Here is a 25,043-nt window from a genome sequence, read left to right on the forward strand (position 1 = left end):
GAGGTATTTTGTTCAAAAGCAACAAGGCAATGCTCGGGACAATTGCATTAATAGCTATCTTCGTTATCTCCATTGTCTGGATAAATTACAATTCTCCGGCTATTTCTCCACACGATTTGATGATATTCACGATCTCGGCGGCAATCCTCATTCTTGGCGTTATACTTTTTATTTTCAAAATCAATTCCCGCAACCTTACTCTTAAGATCCGGCTAGAAGAAGCTGCAAAACAGGCCATATTATTAGAACAAACCAACAAACAGCTTAGGAATGAAGTAGAAGCGCGCAGTCGTGCAGAAAAAGAGCTTCAGGAGATTAATGCCCAACTAGAAATTCGGATGCAAAAACAGACAGCAGATCTGCAAAAACGCACGGAAGAACTGACCCGTGAGGTTCTGGACCGCCATGAAGCAGAAGAAGCCATGCGGCTTATATTCAACAACACCAATGATTCTATTTTTATCCACGATGCTGACGGAAGGATTTTGGACGTAAACGACACTATGCTTGATAAATACAAGCTAGACATGAGCACAGTACTCAACATGTCCATAAAGGAAGATTTTTCAGCTCTGGATATGGACATGGATATTTTAGATCAATATTGGCAGAAAGCCGTAGACGGAGAAGAAGTTTCTTTCGAATGGACCTCCAAACGCCCCGGAGACGGCAAAATCTTTGAAGTGGAAGTAACCCTGAACCGTATCGAATTTGAAGGTAAAGTAGTCATTCTGGCCAATGTGCATGACATATCAGAGCAGAAAAAAGCCCTGATTCAACAGGCAGAACATCAGGAATTTCTAGGAACAATTTTCGAAGGAATCGGAGCTGCGGTATTCGTCTTTGATCCCGTCAAAGGCATTATGGTAGACTGCAACGGCGTTGGAGAGAAACTTCTGAAAATGGACCGCAGCGCAATCCTTAACGCGACATGTCAGACAAAAATAACTTTTACTTCAGATACTCAAAAAGATCTGCTCTGCCCAAACTGGCATGAGCAGGGGACATATGAAGAGGGGGTTCTTTATCTGATCGATTCTACACCGCTCCCTGTTTCCCGCCATCTTTTTGAAGTCCACATAGGCGGTACAACTCACCTTGTTCAAGTTGTGTTTGACATCACCGACCGCAAGCACCTTGAAAGAAAGCTGAACATTGCTCAAAAGCTTGAATCCATTGGACTGCTTGCCTCCGGGATTGCACACGAAATCAACACCCCTATCCAATACGTTGGCGACAGCATTCGCTTTGTTAAGGAAGCATATGCCGATACCAATGATCTGATTGACCTTTATGAAAAATTCATGGCTGCGGAATCACCGGAAGAGCGGAAAAACATAACTGAAGAAATCGAAGAACATAAGGACGATATTGATTTGGATTTTATCAGCAGTGAATCCATTAAAGCCTGTAACCGTGCACTGGAAGGAGTTGAACGGGTAGCCACGATTGTTTTAGCCATGAAGAACTTTTCCCATTCCGGAGAAGAAAAGATTAAAGCTGTTGATATTAATAAAGCCATCCAGAATACGATCGTGGTCTCACGCAACGAGTGGAAATATGTCGCGGATCTTGAGACCGACCTTGACCCTGACCTGCCGCAGGTTCAATGCCTGCCCGGTGCAATCAATCAGGTACTGCTGAACGTGATTGTAAACGCGGCACACGCAATAGCCGAGAACACGCAGGAAGACCAGAAAGGAACAATCTCTGTAAGCACAGAATTAGAGCCTCCCTATGCAAGTATCAGCATCAAAGATTCAGGCTGTGGAATTTCAAAGGAAAATATACACAAAATATTCGATCCGTTCTTCACCACCAAAGAAGTGGGCAAAGGCACAGGCCAAGGGCTGGCAATCGTTCACGACATCATAATTGAAAAACATGGCGGAACCATAGACATTGAATCAGAGATAGGTGAAGGCACGACCTTCACCATTAAGTTGCCAATTGAAGGCAAGGAAGAAAAAGATAACTAAAAAACTCCCCCGAACCAAGTCCGGGGGAGGGAATCAATCAAGCTACAGCGGAAAAGCAGAACCAGCTACTTCGTAGTTCTGAAACTCAAAGAAAATGCGTACCAGACACGGCGGGTATCATCGAGACGCTTTTCATATTTACCGATGATTACCTGACGGCCAGCAGGACCAATCTTTACGTTGATAGGTTTGGAATTTTTAAGGTTAACCAACGCGGGATGTTCAATATTACGGTCAGTGGTAGTGGAGATACGTGCTCCTGCCGCGGGCATGGGCTTACCTTCATAGAACATCATAACCGGAAGCACGTCCCCTTCTTTCAACTTGGTAGGATCTTTAAGAGGCACAATCTCAGCGCGCTGCCCGATGGGTTTATCCATGCTGTCCATCCACGTGAGGATTGTCTTGGAAAGCTTGTATGAACGGCCTTCGTCAATAATCTTACCGCAAACCTGTCTGGGAAGATCAAAATTCTGCCAGCCGCCCTCTTCTGTGTGGTACCAGTACTTGTTATCAAACTCGACAGTCAGCATTGTATAGATGTCATCGATCCATGCGTAAGCCTCGCCCTTGTTGTACACAGGCTCAAGAGCAGTTTTCCAGTTGTTCTCATTAATCCCGGTCAGCGAGGTGATACGGCTGATGGGATAAGGATCGGTTGATCCGGGATGCCCATACATCAGGTAAGCCTTGCGGCCTTTTTTCTCCAACCACATATCATGGGCAGAGCAAATAGAGGAAAAGGCCAAAACAAAGGCCATCGCTAAAACAATCTTCTTCATCATCATGTTTCTCCTTATTCGATTATGAAAATGAATTTCAATTCCATTGGTGAGTAGAGATACAAATTCAAAAATCAAAAGTCAATAGCAATCGCACATCAAACTGGTTTCTTGACCTTTGCGATTAATTGTTGCACTCCAGTGATGCGGTCGGGGTGATAACTTGGAAGCCATACTATTTGGTAATGATAAATCAGCTCGAATCCGTCCCAGCACGTGATTCTGCGCCCAACGAGAGGATTACAATGCGCCACGCCCTTCCAGCAATTCTGCTGCTGACAGCTATTTTTTTCAGTACCGCCTGCTCTGCAACAGAGGAGGTAAAACCGACTGACCATATCATTGCGGGCTATATCGAAAACGTATCCATCAAAATATGGGAACGTGAAACACCGATTATCATGGAAGCAAAACTTGATACCGGTGCGGACAGTTCTTCGCTTCATGCCACTGACATAACAATTCATAAAAAAAATAAAAAAGTTTCATTCACTATTACCGACCAGCATGGCAAAACCCAGCGCATAACATGTCCCTATGCCCGGATCGTACGCATAAAAAAACGCCCTTCCGGATACCAGCGCAGGCCTGTTATTCCGGTACAGCTCCAGATCGGACAAAAAACTTTTGAAGCTTTCGTTAACCTGACCGATCGCACCAACTTTTCATACAAAATGCTCATCGGCAGAAAAGAACTGCGTCACGGCATACTCATTGATTCTTCACGACACCACAGACTAAGCAAACCCGTTAAATAAAATTTGAATTCACACCGTGAATAATTACGGAAAGGTCCACTATGAATTCCATACAGCTTAAAATACTTGTGGCCTTGCTCCTTACATTGGGGCTGGGCATATTCAGCTACAAAGCTTTTGTTCTCGGCTTTCCCCTGACTCCTGAAGAACAGACTGAAATCTGGAATGTAGAAGCCCATGTTTCATTTGAAGCAGAAGGAAGTCCGGTTAAAGCCACGCTGCAAACCTTGAACAGGTTGCCGCAATATACTGTAACAGACGAATATTATATCGGTGATGACTATGGACTGTTGCACGCCCTGCAATCCGCAGACGGCACTCCGCAGCAGACGAGAAATCCTGACAACATCGTCGCGATATGGTCCCGGCGCTCAGCCAAAGGCAAGCAGGACCTCTTCTACTCTGCCCGGTTAAGGCCGAAACACAGTAATGTGGAAGAAAGCTGGGTTCACCCCACCGAAATACCCAAACTGAGCGACCCTCATTTCACAGAAGCGGAACAGGTTGCCGCGAACTCCCTGATTACTGAGGTCGGAAGTGAATCAGCAGATATTGATACCTTTGTGCCCCAGCTCATGAAGCGGCTCATGGAGCCATCCAGCAACCTGGATGCAGCTTACCTGCTCCGCGACACGGAAAATACGCTTGGGGTGGTAAATATGGCTGTGCGGCTGCTGCATTTTTCAGGCATCCCGGCACAGTCAGTGCACGGAATTACCCTGACTACCTCGAATGACGCCGGGTTAAAACACTGGCTGGAGCTTTACCACAACGAAAAATGGCACATGTTTGATGTCGCCAACAGAAGTTTCGGGACTCCTGTAAATTTCGTTACTTGGTGGCGAGGTAATGCACCACTGGCTACGGTCAGCGGCGGAAGCAATTTAAGCGTTACCCTTTCCGCTGTCCCGGCAACGGTCAGCACTCTTGGTAATGTTGTAGACCGACTTGCAATCTCAGCCCCGACAATACTGGAATTCTCCCTGTTCAACCTTCCGGTACAGGCTCAGGCTACCTACAGGGTTATCCTGCTCATCCCTATCGGTGTACTGCTGCTGGTCTTTCTACGAAATGTGATAGGCATCACAACGTTCGGTACATTCATGCCAGTACTGATAGCCCTGTCATTTCGCGAAACACAGCTGCTGTGGGGATTATGTCTGTTTTCCATTGTCATCATCCTCGGACTGGCAGTGCGTCTATACCTTGAACACCTGAAGTTATTACTGGTGCCACGTCTGGCATGCGTGCTCATGGTTGTAGTGCTGCTCATGGCCGGGATCAGTATTATCAGCTTTAAGCTGGGCTTCCCGCGCGGTGTTTCGGTCAGCCTGTTCCCCATGGTTATCCTGAGTATGACCATTGAGCGAACATCAGTCATGTGGGACGAACTTGGCGCAGGTAAGGCCATACAGCAGATAATAGGCTCAATGGCTGTCGCTGTTCTTGCCTACATCGCCATGAGCAACCTGTTCATCGAACACTTGATTTTTGTGTTCCCGGAACTCTTTCTTGTGCTGCTGGCACTGACCGTCATGATCGGGCGCTATACCGGTTTCAGACTGATGGATCTGATCCGCTTCCGCGCTTTCCTCAAGGAAGGTTAATATGAGCTGGTTCGGCAAACTCAAAAAAATCGGAGTCATAGGGCTCAACGGACGCAACGGGGCTTATGTACTGCCCAACAATCCGCGCAAGCTCTATCCTCTGGTGGATGACAAAATCACCACCAAGGAGCTTACTCAGGCAGCAGGACTCAATGTCCCGGAACTTTACGGAGTATTCCGGGCCCAGCATGAACTTAAAAAGTTACCCGGCCTGTTACAGAAGCATGATTCATTTGTTGTAAAACCTGCTCGTGGGGCTGGTGGAAATGGAATTCTGGTCATCACTGGAAAGCTCGGGCCACGCTTCCGCAAACCCGATGATTCTTTAGTTGCTGAAGATGCCATATCTTTTCACATTTCCAATATCCTCAGCGGCATGTACAGCCTTGGCGGAATGCCGGATAAGGCAATGCTTGAATACTGCGTACAATTCTCGCCCATATTCAAAGACATCGCCTATCAGGGTGTCCCGGATATCAGGATCATTGTCTACAAGGGAATACCGGTAATGGCTATGCTTCGCTTGCCGACAAGAGAATCAGACGGAAAAGCGAACCTGCACCAAGGTGCTATGGGGTGTGGAATAGACATGTGTACCGGTATGACCACCAGCGCAGTATGGAAAAACAACAGTTGCACCCACCACCCTGATACACTGCACCCTGTCGCAGGAGTATCAATTCCGGACTGGCCGGAGCTGTTGAAGCAGGCCGCTTTGGGTTATAGCGTAACCGGATTGGGCTACCTCGGTGTAGATATTGTCTTGGATAAAAATCTGGGACCGCTGATCCTTGAACTCAATGCGCGTCCCGGTCTGGCAATTCAAGTTGCCAATAGGTGCGGGCTGCAACATAGACTGGACAAAGTCGACAGCGTTCATCAGGATCTGCACTCTGAACAAGAGAGAATTCAATATGCCATGGAAAATTTCGGATCATAACATGCTGCAAAAGTCTGCAATCCTTATCTGCTGCTTAAGTTTATGTCTGCTTGCAGCTTGTAAACAGCAACCCAAAGTCATTGTACCTCCGGTTCCTCCTCTTCCGGTAGAAATCGCCAAAGAGAAAGCACCGCTGGGTAAAAGAGAAGTGCGTCTAGACATAAACCTAACCAGACAGCCGGACAAACACAAACTGCGTAATGTCCGCTCGCAAAGCATGCCCACTGGGGCCCGAATATCATATCCTGCCGGAGCGGATATTCTCCGCTTCTTAGAATATGATGAAGAGGTCATCACTCTGCCCAAAATGCAGACAAACCGCGACTTCAAAATAATCCTGCTGACAAGGGATCAAAATCCTCCCAAGACAATAAAAGGATATTCCAACGTTACATATGAACTTATGAATTCAGGACTGCCCGGAGGAGTAATTCTATTGGATTCATTCTTCGGTACATTGGAAAAAGACGGCACTCTTTCCTCGACCATGCTCATCCCCACGGACAGAAGTGATGTTTTCAAGAGAGTTCAGGCAGAAATAAGCCCACGGAAGCTTAAATTCAAAAAAGTTATCAGAACCAACGTCCTGCCGGATTCCGAGCACCATTATGTAATCAGGTTTCTGGGCAAAAAAGGGATGACCATTCTCTTTGAAATCCGCTACCTTGAAGGCGGCAGCCGTCCTAAAGTAATTCACCGCCAAACCGTGGAAATCCCGCTTGGAACACCCGTAATCGAGATCAACGGCCACAGGTTCAAAGTCCATACAGCAACTACTGAATTTATCGATATTGAGAGGTTGAGTTAATCTCCCCTATCTCCCCTACCAGGCATGTAGAGAGACAGCGCTTATGCCCCCTGAGGCTAAGTCAAATCGACAAGCGCGTAGCGCATCAACTCACTGCCTACGCCGTGTATAATCTCGAATGGTAAGTTCAATAGTCGGAATGCCGTTGAACTTGTCTATCTTGGGCGAGAAAGCAAAACGCATGGTGGAACCGATGAGTTCGGAACCTAGTTCTTCAGCCATGCGCCATGCCTTGGCGGGCATTTTGCGGGTCTTTTCAAGATCAGTGACGGTAAGCTTTACGTGAGCTTTGCCCATAGGCCTGCGTTCCAGAACCTCAACCGGAGGGGTGGTGAAAACCGGTTCCGGGTTACCCATACCGAAAGGCTGCATCAATTCAAGCTCTTTAAGCAACACGTAATCAATATTTTCCAGCGGTAATTCACGGTCTACCTTAAGCGAAGCCTTAAGCGGCTCAGAACCGATCTTATCAATAACCGCCTGATCAAAACGCTCCCTGAATTCGGAGAGCAGCTCAGCTTTGAAAGACATACCCGCAGCCAGCTTATGGCCCCCGAAGTTAAGAAAAAGCTCAGACATGCTAGTCAGGCCTTCGTGGATATGAAATTCCTTGATGGAACGGGCCGAGCCCTTGACCACTCCATCCTCTTCGCAAAGCATAACGGTGGGGCGATAAAATTTTTCAACTACACGGGAAGCGACAATGCCGATGATCCCCGGATGCCAGCTCTTGGAGTAAAGCACCAATCCGGCCCGGTTATCTCTCTTAATATGCTCCTCAGCCTGAGCAATGGCCTCCTGCAAAATACGGTCTTCTTCAGCTCTACGCTCGGTGTTCAACTCATCCAGAACCTTGGCAATGGGCCGTGCGGTCTCCATATCTTCGGCCATGAGCAGCTGGAGCGCCCTGCCTGGATCACCCATACGTCCGGAAGCATTGATACGCGGAGCCAGTCCGAAGCCGACCTGTCCTGCGCCGATAGCGGCAAACATGTCATAGCCACTGACCACTTTCAGGGCTGCCAGTCCGGGACGCTTGGCTTCTTTGAGCAAGAGCAATCCGTTCTTGACCAGAATACGGTTCTGACCCTGAAGTTCCACAACATCAGCGATGGTGCCGAGAGCTACAAAATCGAGATAAGCACGCACATCAGCCGGATCACCGGGCAGCAGTCTGTTCAGCTGAGCCATGAGCATAAAAGCCACGCCGACACCGGCCAAAGTTGCACAGGGGCAGTTTTCGAAGTTCTGTCCGTTATATTCTGTCAGCCGCGGGTTGCAGATAGCAGCAGCGGGGGGAAGCTCATCACCGGGAAGGTGGTGGTCGGAAACAACCACGGTCATACCCAGCTCATTGGCTGCGGCAATCTCTGCGTTGTTAGTGATGCCGCAGTCAACGGTCAAAAGCAGGTCTATACCCTGTTCGTGCAGTTTCTTGATTCCGTCAACGTTGAGGCCGTAGCCTTCTTCCAGACGGTTAGGAAGGTAGTGATCGCATTCATAGCCGCGATCTGCCAGAAAAGTCTTAACTACAGCGGTGGAGGTTACCCCGTCCACATCGTAGTCACCCCAGACTGCCATTTTCTTGCCTACTGCAAGCCCATCTGCCAGAACCTGAGCCGCCAACTCCAATCCGGGAATCTCCTTTGGCTGGCAAAGATTGCGCAAACCGGGAGAAAGGAAAAGATCCATATCTTCACGGCTCTGAAAACCACGATTCCAAAGGATTTCCGCAAGCAGTTCGGTAATACCGAGTTCATCAGCAATAGCAGGTATGGAGGAGGGAAGTTCCTCCTCGCTTCTAAGCTTCCAGATTTTAGGCAATTTGTGGCTCCGTGGATTTTCAGACTAGAAATCTATCTCAAGATCTATGATGGGACCGTCTTTCTTTTGTTTCTTCTCAAAGGCATCAACATCAATGCGAAGATTATCTTCGTCTTCAGAAATATAACCAATGCCCTTGAGATAGGACCAAAACATGATCCCTTCTTCCAATTCAGGATTCAGTTTCAGAGATTTCTTTATGTACTTGATACAACTATCGAAACTGCCTTTTTCGTAATAGGCACGGGCAATGTTCAAGCAGAGATTCTCATCATGTTTACTGATCTCCTCAGCCTTATGATAATACTCTAGTGCCTGCTCTATCATCCCGTTACGGCGCAGGTTGATACCGAAATCGTTGAACAGATGTTTGTGCTGCGGCTCATAAATAGCTTCGATACCCACCAGTCGGCGGAAGACATCCTCGGCACGGGAAGTCTCTCCGCGTTCCAGATAGGTCAAGCCGAGCCCGAAATTAGCCCGCACGTTTTCTTCGTCCACATCAATGGCGTGTCCGAACTCATACTCTGCGCTATAGCTTTCGCCATTTGCACGATGCCCTTCCCCACGCTTAATGGAGCCGTTCAGGGCATCCATGCTGGGACGCACGACTTCGGCATAATATTCCGGTTCAGGATGATAATTATCGAGAAATTTATCCCGTTCAATTGTCATCTTCGGACCGGACGGGACATTATTGCTGTTAAGAGGCTGCACTTCCAAAGCACCGGTATTCTGCTCTTCCGCAAACCAATATGTCTTTTGCACAGACTGGCGGGTAGTGGTTCCAGTACCGACAGAACCTTCGGTACGGGCCGAGAACACTCCGGAAATTCGGTTGGCAGCCATAAGCAATCTCCCTTATGAATTCATTTCAGCGACAATCCTTCTTGCAGCTTCAGCCGGATCATCTGCACCGGTAATAGGCCTTCCGACAACAAGGAAGTTGGAACCGCGATCCACAGCCTGCGACGGAGTAACAACCCTGCGCTGGTCATCGGAAACGGAAGCGGGACGGATGCCCGGTGTCAGGGCCAGAAAATCCTTACCACACTTTTCCTTGATGGCTTCAACTTCCAGACCGGAGCAAACCACACCGTCAAGCCCGGCCTGAGAGGAGGCAAGAGCCAGATCGAGTACAGCAGAACCCAGTCCATTAGGAACCGGGAAAGGAATATCATCTTCGTCCATGCTGGTCAGGATGGTAATAGCCATGAGCAGAGGGCCTGCTTCACCGCCGGCACCTTCAGCACGGCCTTCGCGGGCGGCAACTGCCATGCGTTCACCGCCAAGAGCGTGCAGGCTGAGCATATCAGCACCGGCACGGGTTGCGGAACGGACTGCACCTTTAACGGTATTGGGAATGTCAAAAAATTTCAGGTCCACAAAAACCTTGAAGCCCATCTCTTTAAAACGGGTAATGATCTCAGGTCCTTCAGCGCAAAAAAGTTCAAGACCGACTTTCACCCAAGGGGCTACACCGCGTACTTTTTCAGCCATTTCGATGGCACTCTGCGCATCTTTAAAATCAAGGGCTACTACTAATTCAGACATATTACTCCCAAGTGCTTAAAATACTTTCAAGAAGTCCCGGATTACTGCAGGGACGGTTTTTTCCGGCAAGATAAATAGCCTTAAGTTCGCCATAAGCTTTATCCAGATCATCATTGACGATCCAGTACTCAAACTTCGGCGCGGAAGCCATTTCCTTCATGGCATTCATCATGCGGCGGTTAATTACATGTTCAGTATCGGTATTGCGTCCTTCAAGACGTTTGCGCAATTCACCGTAAGACGGAGGCATCAGGAAAACGAAAATTCCGTCAGGCATTGATTCCATCAGTTGCATGCAGCCCTGAAAATCAATGTCAAAGAGGATATCCATGCCCTTAAAGAGCATCTTTTCAACCGGCTTTTTCGGAGTGCCGTAAAAATTGCCATGGACCTCGGCCCACTCCGCAAATTCTCCGGCCTCCAGCTTTTCGTTGAATTCATCTACGCTAAGAAAAAAGTAATCCTTACCGTCTTCCTCACCTTCACGGGGATCGCGGGTGGTGCAGGAAATTGAAAAACCGATCTGAGGAAAGTCTTCGCGCAGTTTTTTAACCAGCGTACTTTTCCCAGTACCGGAGGGAGCGCAGAGAACCAGCACCTGCCCTTTCTTTTCCGGGATACGTCGATCAGTCATTCTCAACCTCCTCGGAAGTATAACGGTGCCCGATGGTTTCCGCCTGAATTGCCGAAAGGATGACATGGTTGGAATCGGTAACAATAATCGAACGGGTTTTACGGCCCTGAGTTGCGTCCACCAAACGCCCTTCCTGTCTGGCATCCTCACGCAGTCTGCGCATGGGTGAAGAAGAAGGGTTGACGATGGTGATTACGCGGCTTGAAACCACAAAATTACCAAAACCGATATTTAATAATGTCTGCTTCTGCATTTTACCGGATTACTCAATGTTTTGAACCTGTTCACGGCATTTTTCAAGCTCAGCCTTGAACTCGACAACAATCCTGCTCACTTCGGAATCCTGACACTTGTTACCACAGGTGTTGATTTCCCTGAAAGTCTCCTGCAGCAGGAAATCAAGACGCTTACCGGCGTCCTTGTTGCCGCGCAGAACTTCGAAAATACGCTCAAGGTGCGCATCAAGTCTGGTGATCTCTTCGGAAACATCCAGCTTGTCGGTCAGGATAGCAACTTCCTGCACCATGCGGTCTTCGATGTATTCAGCGCCCAGATTTTCCATATTGCCCTTAACTCTTTCGATCAGAGCTTCGCGCTTGGTCTCAAGAATTTCAGGGACCTTAACTTTTACCTTCTCGGTGTATTCCTTGAGCAGGGTAAAACGCTCTTCAAGATCGCGAACGAGGTCTGCACCTTCGTCTTCTCTGGATTCCTTCCAGTTTGCCAGTGCCTTCTCCAGACCTTCGCTGATGGACTTTGCCATCTGCGGATCAGGTTCGCTGGAAGCATCACGCCAGAGACCGGAAATATTGAACAGGCGGTTGTAATCAGGAGTGAACTCCACACCGTCAGCAGCAGCCATGTCTTTGAGCTGGTCAACCATAGCTTTTGCCTGCAATTGGTTCAGGCTGATGCCCAGCAGTTCGGTGCTGAAAACTTCAAGATTCAGGGAAAGGTCTACGCGACCGCGGGAGCCATATTTTCTTACGATCTTTTCCCAGCGGGATTCATAGCCGCGCAGGGAGTTGGGCAGACGCCATTTCAGGTCCAGAAAACGGGAGTTAACACTGCGGATTTCCCAAACATGGCTCCATTTGTCTTCGGTGGTCTCAGCGCGACCAAATCCGGTCATACTTACGGGCATTTATTGCTCCTTTTGCCTTCGGCGACCCTGCCGGGGGCCTTAAACCCTTTTTGTAATAAGGGTTTAAGAATCCCAAAAACTTTTGATGGGCTTCGCCGGAGTAAATTTATTTATTTTATTTTCACCATTAAGCTGCCGTCTTTGGCTGCTACGGGTATTACTTCTACTAAATCACGGGGCACTTCGTTTTCAAATCCTTCCTCCAGAATACAGGTGGAATAGAATTCACAAATGCCCTTATTTTTATTTTGGAAAAGGACTTTCAATGAGTCCATTTCTGAAATTTTTTGCAGGAATTCCTGCTTCTTTTCTTCGACCAGCTCCCGCAGAATCCGGCCCCGTTCCTTTTTAGTCGGACCATCCAATTGCCCCTTCATAGAAGCGGCTGCGGTGCCCGGACGTATAGAGTACGGAAAAACGTGCGCATAAGAAAGAGGAAGTTTTCGGCAAAATTCAAGCGTATTATTGAATTCTTCCTCGGTTTCACCGGGAAAACCGGTCAAAATATCTGCTCCAAGCCCAAAAACAGGCCAAACCTCTTTAAGCTTATCCAAAAAGACCAGCACGTCTTCAGGTTTGTAGTGGCCTCTGCCCATACGCTTAAGCACCTGCCGATCTCCGCTTTGCAGGGAGAGATGCAGCTGCGGGCAGATCAGCTTGGACTTGGCGAAAATTTCCAACGCCCTTTCTTTAAGCTGTCCCGGCTCAAGGGAGCTGATGCGCAACCTCGCGCGCCCTCCCCATTCTTGGCCGAATTCATCCTCAATCCTCTCCATGAGATCCCAGAAATCAATCTTCTCTTCGAACTCACGACCGTAATGACTCAAGTTAATACCGCTGATAATCATCTCGCGGAACCCAGCCGCCAGCAAACGACTGATCTCTTTAAGTACATCATCCACAGCACGGCTCACACTCGGCCCTCTGGTAATGGGTACGATGCAGTAGGTGCAGCGATGGGAACAGCCGTCCTGAACTTTGACCACCGCCCTTGAGCGTTCATAATCATCAATTTCAAACGGCTGGAAAATTGTGGTGTCGTCAGTTGATTCAGGTCCATCTTCAAGCTTGAGCAGCTCAAATTTACGTTCCTGCGGAATTACATCGGCAACTCCGGGGAGTTCAGCCAGTTCCTTGGCAAAAACCTGAGCAGCGCATCCGGCGATAATTATTTTACCTTCGGGGTTACGGCGGTTAATTCCCCGCACGGTCTGGCGCAAATCACGCAGCGCCGCCTGAGTCACAGCGCAGGAGTTAATAATGATCTCATGGGCCTCAGCATCATTTTCGGCCTGCTCGTAGCCCATGCGCAGCCAGCGTTCGCGAACAGATTCGCTTTCGTATTGGTTGATCTTGCAACCTAAAGTGGTGATCCAGAATTTTTTCATTACCGTATCCATATTATCCGCTCCTTTTATCATGGAGCCTTAAGATATAAAACTATTACTTTTTATGTTGAGTATTGCGCTTTTTACGACCATTTTTATCTGGAACAGGTGCAGAAAAATCAAGTTTGGGAGCATTGTAATTAAAGGTATCCAGATAAAAAAGCTCCAGCCCGTAACCCAGGGATTCTTCAATCTCGGCAAGCCGCGCCTTATCTTCATCAGCAACAAAGGTATAGGCTGTGCCCTTAGCATCCGCCCGTCCGGTCCTGCCGGTGCGGTGGACAAAAATTTCAACATTGTCCGGCATATCGTAATTGATAACGTGAGAAATATTGGAACAATCAATACCGCGTGCGGCAAGATCGGTTGCTACAAGCACGGTAAAATCACCGAACTTGAAACCGTTAAGAGTGCGGTTGCGCTTGCTCTGGGAAAGATCTCCATGCAGATCCGCAGCAGCCAGACCGCCCTTGGCTAAACGCTGGGCAAGTCTTCTGGCCCAACGCTTGGTGCGAACAAAGACCAATACCCGCTCAAATTCAATTTCATTGAACAGGACTTTGAGAAAACTCTGTTTCAAATGCACAGGAACCGGACAACTATACAGGCTTACCCCGTCTGCACTGACCGTCACTGCAACCCGCACAACTTCAGGATCGTGCAGAATATTTTTGGAAAGACTATTGATTGCATCGGGCATGGTTGCCGAGAACATAAGATTCTGACGCTCGGCAGGCAGCTTTGCGAGTACTTTCTCAACTTCATCCATAAAGCCCATATCGAGCATACGGTCAGCTTCATCAAGAATCAGGGTATCCACTTGGGAAAGGTCTATTTCCTCACGTTCCAGAAGATCAAGCAGCCTTCCGGGAGTGGCATTGATCACAGTGACTTTCTTAACTTCCTTGGCCTGCTTGCCGATTCCGGCACCGCCGTAGACCGCAGCACTGCGAATTCCGGTCTGCCGTCCCAGTTCAATGAAAGTCTCATGTGTCTGCAAGGCCAGTTCACGAGTGGGCGAAAGAACCAAAACCTTTACCGGACCACGTTTTTCCGCTTCTTCATCCAGCAAACGTTGCAGCACCGGCAATACAAAAGCGGCAGTCTTGCCAGTCCCGGTCTGGGCCAAACCCATGACATCGCGCCCCTGAAGCACAGCAGGAATAGCCTTTAACTGCACAGGGGTCGGGACTTCATATCCGGCACTGCGGATGCCCGAAATAAGGCGCATGTCAAATTTAAACTGGTCGAAACTCAAACAGGACTCCATTAAAATTAAAAATAAAAAAGCGCGCCCCTTGCGAGGCGCGCGGATCATTATATATTTATGATGTCGTGTAAAGTGCGGAATCTACCACCTGCGCGGCAGCCTGCGCTGTGCCCAATCTGAAAGATAAGGCAACAATTCCTCGCCAAGCTGATGCAAGGGTACGATATTTCCTTCGATTATGATACCTTGCGGAAACAAATTCATATCGTGATATTCTTTGGGGCCCTGAAAAGCCGTATTTTTAGCCAGAAGGACTGAAACATTCAAATCCTTGCAGAAAGCAATCAATCCTTCTGGGAAGAAAGCGGCATCTTTGATATTTTTACCAAGAGTGCGGAACAGAGTTCTACAAATTGAGACAAAATGTTCACGTCGCAGAGGCTGGTGCATGGCTGCTACTGTCTCGTTGGATACAAAAGTCACTACCTTATTGGTCAACGGAGCGTAATTCTTGGCATCCCTTGCATCGCCGAGGATAATTTCAGCAATGCCCAGTTCTTTGAAAATCTTGTAGCTCTGCAACCCGACCATCTTATCGTACTCAATACCGTACAAGGTAATGTTCTTGAAACCGTTCCGCCGCGCATGAATATGCTGAGCAAGCAGGAGGATTCCGGTTCCGGTCCCGATATCAAGGCCGACATATTCATCCTGTTCGAGCAACTTGGGGGAAATATTCTGAGTCACGATGGAGCGGATAATGTGACTGGTCTTGGTAATATCAGCAAGCATACGCAAGGAAAAAGACCACTGACGCAGATAATTCATAAGCTCAATATCATCATTAGGCTCATTGAGACTGCGGTGGCGGCTGAACATTTCACAAAGCTTGCTTACTTCTTCAAGAGGGACAGGTTTATCAAAACCGCCTTTATGTACATAGCAATAGAAAAATTTGAGTACCATTCCCATGATCATTGAATCGGAAATTCTGACTGAAGGATCACTCATACGATCCACGTCATCCAGCAAGGGGCTGTCGCTATATAACGATGGATCAATGACCATCTCTTCCGGATCCACTAGCGCATGGTGAATATTACCCATCTCAACTGTGCTTTGTTCCTGCATTTAAACACTCCTTGCGAACATCATAATATTAGAATCATGGAGGCATGCTTTACCTACCGAACAAGGGAATGCACAGACTGTTCCCATTTATTAAGAGGGGCAATTTCTCTGTATAAAAAAAGTCTAGAATACAAACTAAAATCTTGATTTAACTCAATTAATTAATTTAAGAAGACCACAAAAAAAGGCCGTTTCCAAAGCTGAAAACGGCCTTTACAGGCAAAAAATACCATTTCATACAGGCGGCAAAAAATGACACCTGCCTATTACATAAATCAGAACCTGCGAAAAGAACTTTCCCCGGAATATTTAGCCCTGATTCCATCCACAACTTCACGATGGGCTCTGAATGGATTCAAAGGTTCAGGCTTTTCGGCAAGGGGAGTAAGATCATGCTGGGAGAATCTCTCGATATGCAGGTTGTATCCTTTGATCATGAGGTTTTCCAGATTCACACTATCCAGCACGTTGTAAGCCAGAAGTGTTTCAAGAGCGCGCTCATCACCGTTCATTTCATATTCATTCCAAAGCAGCACGGCAAAATAACCATCCAGCCCTTCAGCGTCACCGCGATCCATACCGAAATAACGCTCAATTCCTTTCAGGCCTCCGGTAATACCCAGAGAGCGGAAAACAAATCTCAAGTCTATATGAGCGGCATCAACCTTGATACCGAAATATTTTTCAATGAACGGAACATCAAAACATTTACCGTTAAAGCTGACTATAAGCGGATATTTAGCTATTTCTTCTTCAAAATCATATAGGTTTTTACCCTGCACATATGTCTTGATTTCTTTACCGTTCCAAAGCGCAATGGTGGTAATATCGCAACTATGGGCATCTGTCCCGGTAGTTTCGATATCAATATAAGCGACATTATCGCGGAAGTGAGAATACATCCGCCACTGGTCGGAAGCAGGAAGACGGTCAGCGAACCAGTTAGCATCATATGCTTCAAGCTTCTGCTTTGATTCACCGCAGCCTTTTTCCAATTCATTCATTTTTGCATCGGAAAGGGGCGTGGCAACTCCATCAAGGATGTCGTTCCAGCTATTCGCTCCAGCCTGCCAGATTTTGGCTTCAGTTGTGCTTCCAATTCCCTTGAGATGACAAAAAGTTCTTTCGAGCATTTAAAAACAGCCCTGTTTTTCAAGTAGTTAATCAATACGGACAAAGTGTCCTTTTATGCGTATTCCCGATAGAATCACCGGAAGAATACCCCTACGTCAGGGAGAGGATTAGCCGTAATAGGCTCCTTAGTCCAGCAATTACGTAACATTGACATTAATCTGCCACTGATCATACATATATAGATGGTAAAAATATTTTCACCATAATAATAGTCGCTATGGAAAATTTGACAATGGAAAAAATTAATTTTCAATACATAATCGATCTGATTCAGGCAGAAGTAATCGCTCCTGTAAAAAAAATCCTGACAAGCCTGCCGCAGGAATCCCTCTACCTGATTCTTTCGGCCGCGGGGCTGCTTGCTCTGCTGGCGGCTGTTTTCGCTTTTCTGCTGTTGCGTCCCAAACCTAAAAAGGAACATAAGCCTCAAGGTCCTCAAGACTTTGTTAAATTTTTTCAGAACAGCGGGACAATTATGGATATTGCAGCAGCCGGGGAGCATGAAAACGTGCTTGGTCGTGGTGTTCTCACAGCGGTAAAACCTGACCATATGCGTGTAGAAATTATCGAGGAGAGCGGGATTTCACGCCTCACCCCCACTGCAGAACTAATCCTTATGTTCCCTCCGGAACAAAGCGCAGCCGGAAAGGTAAACTCATTCAGGTCGACTATTAATACCATTGAATGTGAAACCGGTAACTGCGGCAGAATGGTCCTGACCCCGCCAGTTAAATTTTCACTGGTCAAAAGACGCCGCCACAAACGCAAACGCGTCATTGACCAGCAATTCATCCGGGTCAAGCTATGGCTTGGCAAGCCGGACAGCGACGACACCACTTTTGCTGACCGTATTCCCGACCTTGCGGTAAATTCATATGATCCTCGCTCCACCGGACACGAGGATAATCAGGTCATCAACATTTCCAATGGAGGTATCGGAGTCGGCGCTTCTCCCGTACTTGTTGAGTCAAAATTAAACATAGATGATGATGTACTGATCAGCATCTTCATGTTCAATTTCCGGCAGAAAGTTTTCAAGCCGTACTGGTATGCAGGAAAAATCCGATCCATGGAAAATATGGACGGCCAAACCTGCCGTGTGGGTATTGAATTCACCAGCACCGGAAAGATGCGCGATGAGAATGAACAGAATATTGACTGGGCAAAAATTTAAACAAAACTGAAAAGAAAGCTCCGGATGTAAGACGCAAAAAAAAGACAGGAACGAAGCGTATTGAAGCATACGTGAGTTTCTGTCTTTTTTGCAGCTACGCCACAGATGGCGCTTTATCTTCAGTCTTAAAATCCCCCGCCGACTCAGTCAGCGGGGGATAATTGTACCGTGGTTACGCAGGAGGACAGTTTTATGTATCGTCCTGCAATCTATCCAACCTTGTTAATATAGCGATTGGCAATCAAGGGGGTGCCGCGTGCGACACTGCCGTACCCCTTGAAGCGGGTACTTTCCTTCTTAACCCGCCCTATGTCCTGCCGCAGCGATGCGTGAAGTTTCTTAGCTTCAGCGGTAAGCTGCCCTTGCAGGTTCTTGAGCTTGTTAAGCTTTTCCAGAATTTCATCCAGACTCACGCTCTCTTTTGTTTCCAGAGCCTTATCGGTGAGTACACCTCTTCTTTCTGCGGCATCAAAGGCATCGTCCACCTCGCCCGCCACAAGAAATCTCAACTCTTCGTATCCGATTTCAAGAGCCTGATCCAGAAGTTCCAAGGTTTGAGCCATAACAGTTACCTCTTGGCTACCTCCCGGAGATCCTCACGAATGATGGAGATAACATTCTTCCATTTTTCAACGGAAGGCAGGAATTCATATTCAAGCAAATCAGCCAGCAGAATCCAGTCCTCGTTCTCAAGGACTTCGGTCATTTCAGTGAAAAGACCGGAAAAATCTTCCACAACCTTTTCGAAATCATCGTGTTGTTTAATGGAGAAATGATCACGCAGGTTTCCGACCATGCCAAGGAAGTCCCTGATAACATCAAGAAGATCCTGATAAAGTTCGAGGGCTTCAGCATCGTCTGCCTGTCTGAAAAGTTCAGCAACCTGCTTGCCGCCGCCGGCCATGATGTTCACGACCTTATAGAGTTCAAGAGTGATGGCAGAAGCCATCTCAACTGCGGATGCACTGACAATTTCAAGGCTGTCGATTTCGGAAGTTTCAATATCTTCCGACTGGTTGGGGTAAATTTCACTGAAAGGTTCATTGTTAACCTTAACGTCGGTTACAATGCGGTCGTCAAGGTGGCCGTCTGCCATCACCTTGTCAAAAACCTGCTCAAGATTTTCAAAGCTTCTGATATCGAGATCAGTTTTGGTTCCATCGATAACGATCATAATGACTCTCCTCCTAAATTAGGTACGTAATTTTTTCCGGTTGGTCCGGTACGCCCTATTTCATACAAGAGTCATGCCAACGCTACTCAATAGAAACCGACATCGCACCGACCAGCGCCATGTAACACTTTAACTGATCCATAACTCCATCCATGCTTTCATGGGTTCTGGATTCTATCATCCACATGGAAGAAAGCACCGAAAGCTCAGGACAGGAGGACAATATATCCTGTATTTTTTGCAAGTTAGCCAAGAATTTCATTTTCATGGCTTCAATAGGATCAGCCTGAAGAATCACCGCCTGCTTGCTTAATAAAAAGAGAACATCCCTACAACTATTGAGAGAACTGAGCAGTCTGGACCGCAAATCAGAAGATAACTCCATCTTAGGAAGTTCTGCTGCATCAAATTCATCGCCGTCAAGAAAGCGACGGTAAAGTTCACGCTGCAAGACAATCCACTTATAACGATCACTATCCGTATGCCCGGAAAGAGAAGTCAGGGAAATCATCCCCCTCTCATCACGCCCGGTCAGGTAGGCACGCACGCCTCTGTTCTCGATTCGGGGCCACTCTCCACTATCAAGAAAAGATGAAACAGCATCAAATACAGTATCAGGCTCAACTTCCCTGCGGCAGACATTCTCGTAAGCGCACTTTTTGCCAAACGGACAGGGATGGCAATCAAGATCAGGTTCAAAACAGCACAGGTTTGCAGCAGCAGGACCTGTATCCCACGGCTGTGCTGTGGCGAGGAAAATAGCAGCCAGCGGAGTTCCGGAACCGGCTGCAAGGTGCATTGTCCCGGTATCATTGGTTACCAGCAGGTCTATACGGCGCAAAATCGCCGCAAGTTCCGGCAGGGATGTTCCTCCCATAAGGTTTACAGACGGGAATTCAGCGCCCTGCAAAATACGCTCACCCAGCCCCTTCTCGCCTTCAGTGCCAAGAAGAACAGGTACCATGCGCTTTTCCTTCCACAACCTGCGCCCAAGCTTTCTGAAATGCTCAACAGGCCAACGCCTGCGATCCTCACTGGCTCCGGGTTGAAAGCCTACAAATCCCTGTGCACCGGGAGCAGGATTCTCCAGCAACTTCAAGGCCGCAATCTTCATTTCCGCTGTAGATTCAGCAAGCTCAAAAGGCGCAGGCTTATTGATCCCGGCAACTTTGCAGAAGAGATCAACCACATTAAAAGGACTGGACCCGCGGTTGGCGGATGCCATTTGCAGGAATCCGGCCCAGCGTGAGGTGTCGGCATTGAATCCGAAATCGTCCATGGCAAAACCGCGAACTTCGCGTCCCTGACCGAGTCTGAGAGTAATCAACCGCGAAGAAACGGACGGGGTCAGGTTTATGACCAGTTCCGGATCAAAAGATTCTTCAATTTCAGTACAATATGATTCAAAGACATTAACCGCCTCGCGCCAGTCCCTATCAAGGGATGCCAAAAGCGATGCTCCGGGCAGTGAAAAAGTCCGTGTTACATTGCGCAGCAGCTGGGTGGTCCCGGCGAAATTTTTCAAACACATAACCCCGACTTCATAACCTTGATCAGTAAGGGCGGTTATTACCGGCTGGGTCTGCAAGATGTCCCCGAAACGGGTAAGATTTATAACTAGCGCTTTCATATTGATGCCTCCGGCGGACCTGCGGGGACCAAAGAAACTTTTTGAAAATAGTTTCTCTGGACTCTTCAAAAAATTTTAATAGGGCTTCGCCGCTTTGTTTTGTAATTTGTCATCTTTTTAAGGGTATACCTTAACTATGCAGACAACGCCACTCACAGCAAACGGTATCTTTTTCGGGTAAACGGCACGAAGTTTCCGCCAAACGGTTTTTACTTCCCCTGAGTGATTTTCTTCCACCGTTTATCGAAAAGCATGTGCATGCAAAGGGAAAAATGTATATAACTCTAGACATCCGGTAAAAATTTTCTGCTTACACATGCACTTTAAAAAAAGACCTCAGGAGGCCACCTCATGACTGAAGAACAAAAAATTGAAAGTCTCTCCAAAGAAAACAGGCTCTTTAATCCTCCTGCCGATTTCCCCGGCGCATGCGTGAAAAGCCTTGAAGAATACAAAGCTATCTATGACCGTTCCATCAACGACATGGAAGGTTTCTGGGCCGAACGCGCAGACGAGCTGCTCACCTGGGACAAGAAGTGGGACAACGTTCTTGATTATGATTTCGACAAACCGGAAATTAAATGGTTTGAAGGCGGCAAGCTCAATGCATCCGCCAACTGCCTTGACCGCCACATTGAAAACGGCCGCCGCAACAAGGCCGCACTTATCTGGCAGGGCGAGGAAGACCATGAAGTAAAAGTTTATACCTACGACATGCTCCACCGCGAAGTATGCCGTTTTGCCAACGTACTCAAAAAACTGGGCGTAGAGAAAGGCGATCGCGTATCCATCTACCTGCCCATGATCCCGGAACTGGCTATCGCAATGCTGGCTTGTACCCGCATCGGCGCACCCCATTCCATCATTTTCGCAGGCTTCAGCTCAAACAGCCTGCGTGACCGCATCAACGACTGCGGCGCAAAAGTACACATCACCGGTGACGGCGTTCTGCGCGGCGGAAGAAAAATCCCGCTCAAGCCCAACTCCGATGAAGCTCTCAAAGAGTGCCCCTCTGTTGAGCAGTGCATTGTTGTTCCCAGAGCAAACAATGAAATTGAAATGGTCGAAGGCCGTGACCGCCTCTGGTCCGAACTTATGGAAGACCCGGAAATCACCGACAACTGCCCCTACGAACTGATGGATTCCGAAGATCCGCTCTTCATCCTCTACACCTCCGGCAGTACCGGTAAGCCCAAGGGCGTTTTCCACACCACCGGCGGCTACATGACTTACGCAGCCCATACCTGCCAGTGGGTCTTCGATCTTAAAGATGATGACGTTCATTGGTGCACCGCCGATATCGGCTGGGTAACCGGACACTCATACATTGTTTACGGACCGCTGGCCCTCGGCGCTACCAGCATCATGTTCGAATCCGTGCCTACCTACCCGGACCCGGCAAGATTCTGGCAGGTCTGTGAAAAATTCAGAGTAAATATTTTCTACACCGCTCCTACCGCCATCCGTGCACTCATGCGCGAAGGCGACCAGTGGACCAAGAAATACGATCTCTCCAGCCTGCGCATTCTCGGAACGGTTGGTGAGCCCATCAACCCCGAAGCATGGATGTGGTACCACGAAAATATCGGTGCCGAAAAACTGCCCATCGTTGATACCTGGTGGCAAACAGAAACAGGCGGGCATATCCTGTCTCCCCTGCCTTATGCCACCCCGCTTAAACCCGGCTCGGCAACCCTCCCGCTGCCCGGTATTGATGCGGCAATTGTGGACCGCCACGGCGAAGAAGTCGGTCCCAACGAAGGCGGTTTCCTCGTTATCCGTAAACCGTGGCCCGGTATGCTTCGCGGAGTCTGGGGCAATCAGGAAAGATTCAAACAGCAATACTTTCAGGGCTTCCCCGGAGTATACGAATCCGGCGATGGAGCTCGCAGGGATGAAGATGGATACTTCTGGATCATGGGCCGCGTAGATGACGTTATCAACGTTTCCGGTCACAGACTGGGTACCGCAGAAATCGAATCCGCACTGGTTTCTCACCCGGCAGTTTCAGAAGCAGCTGTTGTAGGCATGCCTCACGAGGTTAAAGGCCAATCCATCTATGCCTATGTAACCCTCAAGGCTGAATACGATGAGGACGATGATCTTATGAAAGACCTGCGCATGCACGTCCGCAAGGAAATCGGCCCTCTGGCAGCACCGGAAGTAATTCAGTTTGCTCCCTCCCTGCCCAAGACCCGCAGCGGTAAGATCATGCGTCGAATCCTGCGCAAGATCGTAGAAGGCGATACTTCGAACCTCGGTGACACTTCGACACTGGCTGATCCTTCAGTAGTGACCGACCTCATCGAAGGTTATGAAGAAATAATGAATCCATAAGTATGGTAAAAGGTTGCCCCGAAGTTGCCCGGTTCTAATCAGAACCGGGCAATAGTTCAGCAGTCTGAACCATATGAAACAGGCTGCCAAACAGCCTGACCGGATGAGACCGGGATATACGAAAAGTGCTTCTATCTATTGTGGAAGGTGGCTATGGAAGCATCGTATATTCCGGTCTATTTTTTTGCCCTCGCTCTTGCAAATACACTCCATACTGTTACCATGAGAAATAATAGTCTCAGTACACTTAGTGCAGGAGTACCCAATGCGGCGAGAAATCAAACAGATATTTTACGGCGAACCGGTACACGAAGGTGCCGGAGTAAAATTGCATCGAGCCTTCGGATATTTTGAAGCCTCCCTTTTTGACCCTTTCCTTATGCTTGATGACTTTCGGTCCGACAAACCGGAAGATTACTTAAAAGGATTCCCGTGGCATCCGCACCGGGGAATTGAAACCATCACCTACCTATTGAAAGGCGATGTGGAACACGGGGACAGTCTCGGAAATGCAGCTGTTACCGGGGCCGGAAGCGTTCAATGGATGACTGCCGGAAGCGGAATTATCCATCAGGAAATGCCCAAAGGCGATGAAAACGGCTCCATGCACGGTTTTCAGCTCTGGGCCAATCTCAGTTCCGAAAACAAAATGACCGATCCCGAATATCGGGAAATCCCATCCAAAGACATTCCTATTGTTAACCGTGAAGACGGCACCAGCATAAAAATTATTGCCGGAAAGGTAGACGGAACAAAAGGTCCGGCCAAAGGTATCGGCATAGACCCGGAATATCTGGATGTGACCGTACCCGCAGACTTTGAATTTATTCATCCCACCAAACGAGGCTACACCGCCTTTATATATGTCACCGCAGGCAACGGAACAGTTAACGGACAGCAGGTGGAGAATCGATCACTTGTACTTTTCGATGACGGTGATGAACTGGCGGTAAATGCAGGCAACAGCCCGATAAGTTTCCTTTTACTGACCGGAAAACCGATCAATGAAATGATTTACTGGCGCGGCCCCATTGTCATGCATACCGCCGAAGAATTGGACAAAGCTTTTCAGGAATATAAAGACGGAACCTTTATTAAACACCCTAAACCACAAGGACTATAACATGGAATTCCCTCAAATTCTGGAAAAACGGAGAGCTGTAAACTACTTCGACCCGAATCGTGATGTTGACCAAAAACTGCTTGAAAAGATCATTGAACAGGCTGGAAACGCACCATCAAGCTACAATTTGCAGCCGTGGAAACTGAAAGTTATCCGTGACATGGATCGCAAAACGGCTCTTCGTGCACTGGCCTTTGACCAGCCCAAGGTAACCGAGGCTCCGGTAGTCCTCATCGTACTTGCTGACCGTGAAGGCTGGAAGCAGGAAAAACCAACTGTTGAAAATGTTTTCAACGATTTCGTCGCATCAGGGAAAATGCAGACAGAGCAAAAAGAATGGTTTTCCGGTGTAACTCAAGGTTTATACGGGCGTGATGAAATGGCAGCACAGGCCTTTGCCAATAAAAACACCGGACTGTTCGCAATGTCGCTGATGTACGCAGTCACAGCTAACGGTCTTGAATCCCATCCCATGGACGGCTTCGACCTTCAGGGAGTGCGCAAGGAATTCAACATACCGGATCATTATTGGATTCCAATGCTTATTGCCATCGGTTACCTGAACCCCGGAACGGAAATTCCACCCAAGGGCTGGCGGCAATCATATTCGGATATTATTATCGATTAACACCATAGCCCTGTAAAACGTCCATAAACGGATTAATTCACGGGGCAGACGGCAAAAAGACAATACAAAACACGAAAAACAAAA

At 48.0% G+C, this 25,043-nt stretch carries 23 protein-coding genes; 9 read left to right on the forward strand and 14 right to left on the reverse strand.

What is annotated here, in order from left to right; translation table 11 throughout:
- The first annotated feature begins 8 nt into the window (after window positions 1-8).
- On the forward strand, window positions 9-1,979 hold the full coding sequence (locus DESAL_RS19815) for a PAS domain-containing sensor histidine kinase (RefSeq protein ID WP_015852677.1): 1,971 nt from the start codon (window positions 9-11) through the stop codon (window positions 1,977-1,979).
- Window positions 1,980-2,044: 65 nt separating this feature from the next.
- Here the strand turns inward: DESAL_RS19815 and DESAL_RS14235 are convergent, their stop codons facing one another.
- Complete coding sequence (locus DESAL_RS14235; RefSeq protein WP_157046965.1) at window positions 2,045-2,767, reverse strand: DUF4198 domain-containing protein; 723 nt, start codon at window positions 2,765-2,767, stop codon at window positions 2,045-2,047.
- 179 nt (window positions 2,768-2,946) lie between these two features.
- Between DESAL_RS14235 and DESAL_RS14240 the strand changes: the two genes are divergently transcribed.
- The 4 genes from DESAL_RS14240 to DESAL_RS14255 are packed head-to-tail and all read left to right on the forward strand — an operon-like array spanning window position 2,947 to window position 6,874.
- A complete protein-coding gene (locus tag DESAL_RS14240) occupies window positions 2,947-3,519 on the forward strand; it encodes an ATP-dependent zinc protease family protein (RefSeq protein ID WP_245543832.1) in 573 nt (190 codons plus the stop codon).
- 41 nt (window positions 3,520-3,560) lie between these two features.
- Window positions 3,561-5,126, forward strand: coding sequence for an inactive transglutaminase family protein (locus DESAL_RS14245; RefSeq protein WP_015852680.1), 1,566 nt, complete (start codon window positions 3,561-3,563; stop codon window positions 5,124-5,126).
- Between the two features lies 1 nt (window position 5,127).
- Entirely contained in the window at window positions 5,128-6,066 is a 939-nt protein-coding gene (locus tag DESAL_RS14250; protein ID WP_015852681.1) for an alpha-L-glutamate ligase-like protein, read from the forward strand.
- Window positions 6,041-6,874, forward strand: a complete 834-nt coding sequence (locus DESAL_RS14255) for a hypothetical protein (protein ID WP_157046966.1) — start codon at window positions 6,041-6,043, stop codon at window positions 6,872-6,874. The genes DESAL_RS14250 and DESAL_RS14255 overlap by 26 nt, the downstream gene beginning before the upstream one ends.
- Window positions 6,875-6,964: 90 nt before the next feature.
- Here DESAL_RS14255 and recJ read toward each other — a convergent pair whose 3' ends face one another.
- The 10 genes from recJ to DESAL_RS14305 form a co-directional block, all read right to left on the reverse strand.
- Entirely contained in the window at window positions 6,965-8,698 is a 1,734-nt protein-coding gene (gene recJ, locus DESAL_RS14260) for a single-stranded-DNA-specific exonuclease RecJ (protein WP_015852683.1), read from the reverse strand.
- A gap of 24 nt (window positions 8,699-8,722) precedes the next feature.
- Window positions 8,723-9,547, reverse strand: a complete 825-nt coding sequence (locus DESAL_RS14265; RefSeq protein WP_015852684.1) for a tetratricopeptide repeat protein — start codon at window positions 9,545-9,547, stop codon at window positions 8,723-8,725.
- A gap of 12 nt (window positions 9,548-9,559) precedes the next feature.
- Window positions 9,560-10,252 carry an orotidine-5'-phosphate decarboxylase gene (gene pyrF, locus DESAL_RS14270; RefSeq protein ID WP_015852685.1) on the reverse strand — a complete coding sequence of 231 codons (693 nt, stop codon included), beginning with the start codon at window positions 10,250-10,252 and terminating at the stop codon, window positions 9,560-9,562.
- A 1-nt stretch (window position 10,253) separates the two neighbouring features.
- Complete coding sequence (gmk, locus tag DESAL_RS14275; RefSeq protein WP_015852686.1) at window positions 10,254-10,886, reverse strand: guanylate kinase; 633 nt, start codon at window positions 10,884-10,886, stop codon at window positions 10,254-10,256.
- Complete coding sequence (locus DESAL_RS14280; RefSeq protein WP_015852687.1) at window positions 10,879-11,139, reverse strand: DUF370 domain-containing protein; 261 nt, start codon at window positions 11,137-11,139, stop codon at window positions 10,879-10,881. The genes gmk and DESAL_RS14280 overlap by 8 nt, the downstream gene beginning before the upstream one ends.
- A gap of 9 nt (window positions 11,140-11,148) precedes the next feature.
- Complete coding sequence (locus DESAL_RS14285) at window positions 11,149-12,030, reverse strand: YicC/YloC family endoribonuclease (protein WP_015852688.1); 882 nt, start codon at window positions 12,028-12,030, stop codon at window positions 11,149-11,151.
- 110 nt (window positions 12,031-12,140) lie between these two features.
- Window positions 12,141-13,430, reverse strand: a complete 1,290-nt coding sequence (gene mtaB, locus DESAL_RS14290; protein ID WP_015852689.1) for a tRNA (N(6)-L-threonylcarbamoyladenosine(37)-C(2))-methylthiotransferase MtaB — start codon at window positions 13,428-13,430, stop codon at window positions 12,141-12,143.
- A gap of 43 nt (window positions 13,431-13,473) precedes the next feature.
- Window positions 13,474-14,676, reverse strand: a complete 1,203-nt coding sequence (locus DESAL_RS14295; protein WP_015852690.1) for a DEAD/DEAH box helicase — start codon at window positions 14,674-14,676, stop codon at window positions 13,474-13,476.
- Between the two features lie 93 nt (window positions 14,677-14,769).
- Window positions 14,770-15,759: a class I SAM-dependent methyltransferase gene (locus tag DESAL_RS14300; protein ID WP_015852691.1), complete on the reverse strand. Its 990-nt coding sequence runs from the start codon at window positions 15,757-15,759 to the stop codon at window positions 14,770-14,772.
- 275 nt (window positions 15,760-16,034) lie between these two features.
- Window positions 16,035-16,892, reverse strand: coding sequence for a ribonuclease H-like domain-containing protein (locus tag DESAL_RS14305; RefSeq protein WP_015852692.1), 858 nt, complete (start codon window positions 16,890-16,892; stop codon window positions 16,035-16,037).
- 233 nt (window positions 16,893-17,125) lie between these two features.
- On the opposite strand from DESAL_RS14305, the gene DESAL_RS14310 reads away from it, so the two are divergent.
- Window positions 17,126-18,067 carry a hypothetical protein gene (locus DESAL_RS14310; RefSeq protein WP_015852693.1) on the forward strand — a complete coding sequence of 314 codons (942 nt, stop codon included), beginning with the start codon at window positions 17,126-17,128 and terminating at the stop codon, window positions 18,065-18,067.
- 209 nt (window positions 18,068-18,276) lie between these two features.
- Here DESAL_RS14310 and DESAL_RS14315 read toward each other — a convergent pair whose 3' ends face one another.
- From DESAL_RS14315 to DESAL_RS14325, 3 genes are all read right to left on the reverse strand, one after another.
- Window positions 18,277-18,630 carry a hypothetical protein gene (locus DESAL_RS14315; RefSeq protein ID WP_015852694.1) on the reverse strand — a complete coding sequence of 118 codons (354 nt, stop codon included), beginning with the start codon at window positions 18,628-18,630 and terminating at the stop codon, window positions 18,277-18,279.
- Between the two features lie 5 nt (window positions 18,631-18,635).
- Entirely contained in the window at window positions 18,636-19,241 is a 606-nt protein-coding gene (locus DESAL_RS14320; RefSeq protein ID WP_015852695.1) for a DUF8043 domain-containing protein, read from the reverse strand.
- A gap of 82 nt (window positions 19,242-19,323) precedes the next feature.
- Window positions 19,324-20,871 carry a glycosyltransferase family 9 protein gene (locus tag DESAL_RS14325; protein ID WP_015852696.1) on the reverse strand — a complete coding sequence of 516 codons (1,548 nt, stop codon included), beginning with the start codon at window positions 20,869-20,871 and terminating at the stop codon, window positions 19,324-19,326.
- Between the two features lie 351 nt (window positions 20,872-21,222).
- On the opposite strand from DESAL_RS14325, the gene acs reads away from it, so the two are divergent.
- The 3 genes from acs to DESAL_RS14340 all read left to right on the forward strand — a co-directional run bounded on the left by acs (window position 21,223) and on the right by DESAL_RS14340 (window position 24,959).
- The gene (gene acs / locus DESAL_RS14330; protein WP_015852697.1) at window positions 21,223-23,208 is read left to right on the forward strand and encodes an acetate--CoA ligase; all 1,986 of its coding nucleotides are present in this window, start codon (window positions 21,223-21,225) and stop codon (window positions 23,206-23,208) included.
- Window positions 23,209-23,473: 265 nt separating this feature from the next.
- Window positions 23,474-24,331: a pirin family protein gene (locus DESAL_RS14335; protein ID WP_015852698.1), complete on the forward strand. Its 858-nt coding sequence runs from the start codon at window positions 23,474-23,476 to the stop codon at window positions 24,329-24,331.
- Between the two features lies 1 nt (window position 24,332).
- On the forward strand, window positions 24,333-24,959 hold the full coding sequence (locus tag DESAL_RS14340) for a nitroreductase family protein (RefSeq protein WP_015852699.1): 627 nt from the start codon (window positions 24,333-24,335) through the stop codon (window positions 24,957-24,959).
- The last annotated feature ends 84 nt before the right edge of the window (window positions 24,960-25,043 follow it).

The sequence above is a fragment of the Maridesulfovibrio salexigens DSM 2638 genome, assembly GCF_000023445.1.
Lineage (GTDB): Bacteria > Desulfobacterota > Desulfovibrionia > Desulfovibrionales > Desulfovibrionaceae > Maridesulfovibrio > Maridesulfovibrio salexigens.